Here is a 4451-nt window from a genome sequence, read left to right as displayed (position 1 = left end):
GCCGTGGGAGTACCAGAACGGCGTGGACAGCGGGTTGGGCAGGGCGTGGTGCAGCAGGGTGATGCCGACACCCGCCTCGTCGAGCAGCGCCGAGTTCGTTGCGCCACACGGGGGTGATGGTGGCGTCACCGGCGAGCGCCATGACGATGTCGGGCACGGCTACCGCCCCGACCGGAACCCCGGAAACGACCGGCCGGCTGCTCACAAGGTCCTGATCCTGACAGGGGTCGAGCCCACCGACCAATCGATTTCCACCGCGCTTCGCAGGTGTCGCCGGCTTCACCGATCAGAAGCTCTGCACCACGTCGTCAGTCCCGGTAGCCCTCTCGCACCGGTGGAAGGATCGACGACCCTGCCCGACGCCAGACCGCTGGACGGCGAGGCCGCGCCGGACGAGATGGGTGTGGCGACGGAGCTGGTCGTAGCGGCGGGTGCAGCGCCGTTCGGATGTGACCGTGACGGTGACCGCGCCCGATGGCCGGAAGGTGTCGCTGAACGCGAAGCGGACCAAAGATCCGGAGAAGCCAATCCGCGACGTGCTGGGCACTCCCGCCAGCGCAGGACTGTCTCCAGGCAGACCAGCATTCGGATCCGGCGAAGCATCGATCGGGAGTTGCCCGGTTGACGTCGCAGGACCGTGATATCGGCAAGCACAAGGCTTGCTGGGATTGGACCTGGTTTGCAGGGGCGGTTGCCGAGTCCGGAATGACGGTCGGCAGGGTTCCCGCACCGGACGCGAAGACCCGCCACTGTAGTGGTCATGAGCGACGTAGGTGATTTCATCGCCCGGCTGGAGCGGATCGAGACCGAACTGGCCCTGCACCGGCTGGCTCAGCACTACTGCGTGGCGGCCGACCACCGTGACCTTGAGCTCTGGCGTGAGGTGTGGACGCCGGACGGGGTGTGGGCAACCAGCTCGGACCTGGTGTTCACCGGCCTCGACGCTATCTGCAACGCCGTTCGGCGACAGTGGCAGGCGTTTTCGGCCATGCAGCACGGAACGGTCAACCACGTCGTCGACCTGACAGACGCAGCGCAGGGAGTCGCGACCGGCCGCAGCGATGTCATCGTCCATGTTCAGGTCGACCGCAACACCTGGCTCAACGGAGGGGGCACCTACCTCGACGAGTACCGCCGTCACGATGGCCGATGGAGAATCGCCAAGCGAACCGTGACCAGACCTTTCGACCTCGGCCCACTCCCCGCCTGGGACACCGCCGCAACGTGAAGCAGGCGGAGGCGAACTCCGACACCAGGAAAATTGACACGGTGTAGTGGGTGTTGCTGAAGAACCGGGACTCCGACCTGAAGACCTCGCTCATGTGGAAGGTCTGCGGTGACTCGTACGCCATCGACTGACGACCCCGCCGGTGCGGCTCCGATACTGGGAGCCGCACCCGCGCGGTCTCGGCGGTCGGGGTGGGCCGTCAGGCCTCGAAGAGGAGCTCGACGTAGCCGTCGGTGCCGTTCACCCGGATCCGCTGGCCGTCCCGGATCAGGTGCGTGGCGCGCTCCACCCCGACGACGGCCGGCAGGCCGTACTCCCGCGCCACCACCGCGCCGTGCGTCATCAGGCCGCCGACCTCGGTCACCAGGCCCGCGGTCGCGACGAAGAGCGGCGACCAGCTGGGGTCGGTGTGCGCGGTGACCAGGATGTCGCCCGGTTCGACGTCGGCCGTCGCCAGGTCCAGCACGACCCGCGCCCGCCCTTCGACGATCCCGGCCGAGACCGGCAGGCCGACCAGCGCACCGGGCGGCAGGTCGTCGCGCCGGTACGACCCGGCGACGGCCTCGCCGTCCGACGTGAGCACCCGGGCCCAACGCCGCCGCGCCCGTCTTCGGCGGGCTGTCCACCACGCCCAGCGGCAGCACCGCGGCGGGACCGTCGCCGTGCAGGCCCTGTGCCGCGGCGCGGCGCGCGAGGACGCGGGCCCCGGTCAGGTCCACTCCGATCAGGCCCCTTGCGCCGGTCCCACCGGGCGGAGCACCTGGTCGACGACCTGCTCCGGCGTCAGGTCGTCGGTGACCACCTCGACGGTCGCCACCTCCCGGTACAGCGGCAGGCGGGCGTCCAGCAGCACCTTGAACGTCGCGCGCGGGTTCACCCCGGCCAGCAGGGGGCGGGCGCTGGACATGCCGGTGCGCTTCACGCCCTCCGCCATGCCGACGTTGAGGAAGACCACGGTGTGACCGGCCAGTCGCGCGCGGGTGGCCTCGGCCAGCACCGCGCCGCCGCCCAGCGCGAGCACGCCGTCGTGGGACGCCAAGGCCTCCGCGACGGCCCGCTCCTCCAGCGCGCGGAACGCCGGCTCGCCGTCGTCGGTGAAGATGTCGGAGATCGGCTTGCCCGCGGTGGCCACCACGTCGTCATCCGTGTCGCGGAAGGCGACGCCGAGGCGTTCGGCGAGCAACCGGCCGACCGTCGTCTTGCCCGCGCCGGGCGGGCCCAGGACGACGAACCTCGGGCTCACAGTCCCTCCCAGCGGGCCGCCAGCGACTCCACGTAGGACGTGACGTTGCGCTTGGTCTCCGCGATCGAGTCGCCGCCGAACTTCTCCAGCGCCGTCTCGGCCAGCACGAGCGCCACCACCGACTCCAGCACCACGCCCGCGCGCGGCACCGCGCACACGTCCGAGCGCTGGTGGATCGCCACCGCCGGCTCGCCCGTCCGCACGTCCACAGTGGACAGGGCGCGGGGAACGGTCGAGATCGGCTTCATCGCGACGCGGACCCGCAAGGGCTCGCCGTTGGTGATGCCGCCCTCCAGGCCGCCCGCGCGGTTCGAGCGCCGCGTGACGCCCTTGGGCCCGGGGCCCCGGTCGATCTCGTCGTGCGCCTGGCTGCCCCACCGCTCCGCGGTCGTGAAGCCGTCCCCGATCTCCACGCCCTTCATCGCCTGCACGCCCATCAGCGCGCCGGCCAACCGCGCGTCGAGGCGCCGGTCCCAGTGCACGTGCGAGCCCAGGCCCGGCGGCAGGCCGTAGGCGATCACCTCGATCACGCCGCCGACCGTGTCACCCGCCTCCTTGACCGCCTCGACCTCGGCCACCATCGCCTCGGTGCCGCGCGCGTCGAACGCCCGGACCGGGCTCGCGTCGACGGCGGCCAGGTCGTCCGGGCCGGGCACCGGCGCGTCGGCGGGCGTCTTGGCCTTGCCGATGGAGACGACGTGGCTGATCACGTCCACGTCGAACACCTGCTTGAGGAAGTGGCGGGCGACCGTGCCGAGCGCGGTGCGGGCCGCGGTCTCCCGGGCGCTGGCGCGCTCCAGCACCGGTCGGGCCTCGTCGAAGCCGAACTTCTGCATGCCGGGCAGGTCGGCGTGACCGGGCCGGGGCCTGGTCAGCGCCTCGTTGCGACCGGTGGGCTTCAGCTCGCCCGGTTCGACCGGGTCGGCGGACATCACCTTCTGCCACTTCGGCCACTCGGTGTTCCCGATCCGGACCGCGATCGGGCCTCCCTGGGTGAGCCCGTGGCGGACACCGCCCAGGATCTCGACCTCGTCGGCCTCGAACCCCATGCGGGGGCTGCGGCCGAAGCCGAGCCTGCGGCGCTCCAGTTGAGCGGTCAGGTCGGCAGTGGTGACCTCGACCCCGGCGACCATGCCTTCCAGCACGGCGACGAGGGCCGGTCCATGGGACTCCCCAGCGGTGATCCAGCGCAGCACGTGCGGGATCCTTCCACAGGCCGTGAACTGCGCCGTCGCCGGCGTCGCGGGTCCGCGGGCGGGCGGGAACGGGGTCAGGGAGGCCAGAGCGCGGCCAGCCACGTCGCCGTGAGCAGGCCCGGGGCGTGCGGGACGGCGTCGGCAGGCCACCGCGTGCTCAGCAGGAGGGTGATCAGGCTCGCCAGCAGGGCTCCCGCGGGCAGGGCCGACCAGGACACCGAGGCCAGCACCGCGCCCAGCGGACCCGCCAGCTTCACGTCACCGCCGCCCAGGGCCCACGGCTTGACCAGGTGGACCGCCAGGTGGAAGCCGCCGAAGAGCAGGCAGCCCGCCAGCGCGCGTGCCAGGTCCGCGCCGCACAGCCACAGCGCGACCCCGACCGCCGGGTAGGCGGGCAGCGTCAGGGCGTCGGGCAGGCGCCGGTGCCGCAGGTCCGTGACCACCAGCAGCACGCCCAGCCACGCCACCAGCAGCGGCACGGGCAGCCAGCGCGGCGGCGCCAAGGCCCAGGCGACGAACCACAACACCGCCGTCGGCGCCGCGCACCACAGCGGACTCACCGTCGCGCCACGGGGCAGGCGGCGGAGCAACGCGGCGCCCAGGGCGCCGGCCAGGAATCCCGGGATCAGCATGGACCCAGCGTGATCGCGTGATCACCCCTGGCGCAACGAGGAGTGCGGCTGGTTTGTTGGTTTGAACCGACTCCTGCGGAGCGGGGGTAGCCCGTCCGGCGGGCGCGCTCCGCGTCAGGAGGGCCCCGGCCGACCGGGCGCCCCGGGCACGT

At 72.4% G+C, this 4451-nt stretch carries 6 protein-coding genes; 2 read left to right on the top strand and 4 right to left on the bottom strand.

Annotation, left to right across the window (positions count from 1 at the left end):
* Nucleotides 1–431 precede the first annotated feature (431 nt).
* Both AB0G02_RS23575 and AB0G02_RS23570 read left to right on the top strand, forming a co-directional pair.
* A complete protein-coding gene (locus tag AB0G02_RS23575; RefSeq protein ID WP_360797631.1) occupies nt 432–641 on the top strand; it encodes a hypothetical protein in 210 nt (69 codons plus the stop codon).
* A gap of 119 nt (nt 642–760) precedes the next feature.
* On the top strand, nt 761–1228 hold the full coding sequence (locus tag AB0G02_RS23570; RefSeq protein WP_360797630.1) for a nuclear transport factor 2 family protein: 468 nt from the start codon (nt 761–763) through the stop codon (nt 1226–1228).
* A gap of 199 nt (nt 1229–1427) precedes the next feature.
* Here the strand turns inward: AB0G02_RS23570 and AB0G02_RS23565 are convergent, their stop codons facing one another.
* From AB0G02_RS23565 to AB0G02_RS23550, 4 genes are all read right to left on the bottom strand, one after another.
* Nucleotides 1428–1811, bottom strand: a complete 384-nt coding sequence (locus AB0G02_RS23565) for a PEP-utilizing enzyme (protein WP_360797629.1) — start codon at nt 1809–1811, stop codon at nt 1428–1430.
* Between the two features lie 141 nt (nt 1812–1952).
* Nucleotides 1953–2471 (bottom strand): shikimate kinase, encoded by a 519-nt coding sequence (locus AB0G02_RS23560; protein WP_360797628.1) that lies wholly within the window; start codon nt 2469–2471, stop codon nt 1953–1955.
* Nucleotides 2468–3667 (bottom strand): chorismate synthase, encoded by a 1200-nt coding sequence (gene aroC / locus AB0G02_RS23555; protein WP_360797627.1) that lies wholly within the window; start codon nt 3665–3667, stop codon nt 2468–2470. Before aroC ends, AB0G02_RS23560 begins: the two co-directional genes overlap by 4 nt.
* A gap of 74 nt (nt 3668–3741) precedes the next feature.
* Nucleotides 3742–4299, bottom strand: a complete 558-nt coding sequence (locus tag AB0G02_RS23550; RefSeq protein WP_360797626.1) for an A24 family peptidase — start codon at nt 4297–4299, stop codon at nt 3742–3744.
* Between the last annotated feature and the right edge of the window lie 152 nt (nt 4300–4451).

This window comes from Actinosynnema sp. NPDC023658 (assembly GCF_040639995.1).
GTDB lineage: Bacteria > Actinomycetota > Actinomycetes > Mycobacteriales > Pseudonocardiaceae > Actinosynnema.
The sequence above is the reverse complement of the archived record's forward strand: the minus strand, read 5'-3'. Positions and strand labels throughout refer to the sequence as shown.

Coding starts and splice junctions, on each gene's coding strand:
- AB0G02_RS23570 (WP_360797630.1), top strand. CDS start 761: ATGAGCGACGTAGGTGATTTCATCGCCCGGCTGGAGCGGATCGAGACC.
- AB0G02_RS23550 (WP_360797626.1), bottom strand. CDS start 4,299: ATGCTGATCCCGGGATTCCTGGCCGGCGCCCTGGGCGCCGCGTTGCTC.